Below are 1,150 nucleotides of genomic sequence, written 5' to 3' on the forward strand. Positions count from 1 at the left end.
CCTGTAGGCAGTGACATCAAAATTGCCGTCGGTAGTACGGTGCTTATCGGCTTTGATGCCGAGACCATCAAAAAGGTAACTGTCGAGGCTGGTTATCCAGCGACTGCAGACCCTGCTCAGGTCAACCAGCCAATGGTGGTAGCCATCATCGTTGCTCTGATCCTCATTGCCTGTATGACCTACGGCCCTCTGGCTGCAACCATGGTAGAGCTATTCCCGACCCGTATCCGTTACACCTCGATGTCCCTGCCCTATCACATCGGCAACGGCTGGTTCGGTGGCCTTCTGCCGACCATTTCCTTCGCTCTCGTGGTTTACACAGGCGATATCTACTACGGCCTCTGGTACCCCGTGCTTGTGACGGGCATCAGCCTCGTGATCGGCATCATCGCCCTCAAAGAGACCAAAAACGTCGATCTCGATGCCGTTGAAACCTCGAAGTAAAAGCATCGATTTCAGAAACTGTAAACCTAGGAGACACTCATGAATGCTTCACTGAACAAGAACGACACTACAGTGGCTCAGGTCAAATTGCTGATCAACGGCGAATGGGTTGATTCAAAAACTACCGAGTGGCTCGAGGTGGTTAACCCAGCCTCCCAAGAGGTACTGGCGAAAGTCCCCTTGGCCACCCAGGAAGAAGTGAAAGCCGCTATCGACTCCGCTGAACGCGCCTTCCACAGCTGGAAAAAAACTCCGCTCGGCGCTCGCATGCGCATCATGCTCAAACTCCAAGCATTGATTCGAGAAAACTCCAAGCGTATCGCGGCTGTCCTGAGCGCTGAACAGGGCAAGACCCTTGCTGACGCCGAAGGCGATATCTTCCGTGGTCTCGAGGTGGTGGAGCACGCTTGCTCGATCAGCAGCCTGCAGATGGGCGAGTTCGCCGAAAACGTCGCCAGTGGTGTTGATACCTACACCCTGCGTCAACCGATCGGTGTCTGCGCCGGCATCACTCCATTCAACTTCCCGGCGATGATCCCGCTGTGGATGTTCCCAATGGCGATCGTTACCGGCAACACCTTCGTCCTGAAGCCTTCCGAACAGGATCCGCTCTCGACCATGATGCTCGTCGAGCTGGGCCTCGAGGCCGGTATCCCTGCAGGTGTCCTGAACGTAGTTCACGGTGGCAAAGAAGTCGTTGATGCAC

The 1,150-nt window shown here is 55.2% G+C and carries 1 protein-coding gene and 1 pseudogene; both read left to right on the top strand.

The window, feature by feature from the left end; genetic code table 11:
- Positions 1-444: pseudogene (locus tag AC1DSG_RS31270) on the top strand (MFS transporter); the annotation flags it as partial.
- Positions 445-483: 39 nt separating this feature from the next.
- A partial coding sequence (locus AC1DSG_RS31275; RefSeq protein WP_477794310.1) for an aldehyde dehydrogenase family protein occupies positions 484-1,150 on the top strand: 667 nt, incomplete at its 3' end.

The sequence above is a fragment of the Pseudomonas sp. P5_A12 genome (genome assembly GCF_056400685.1).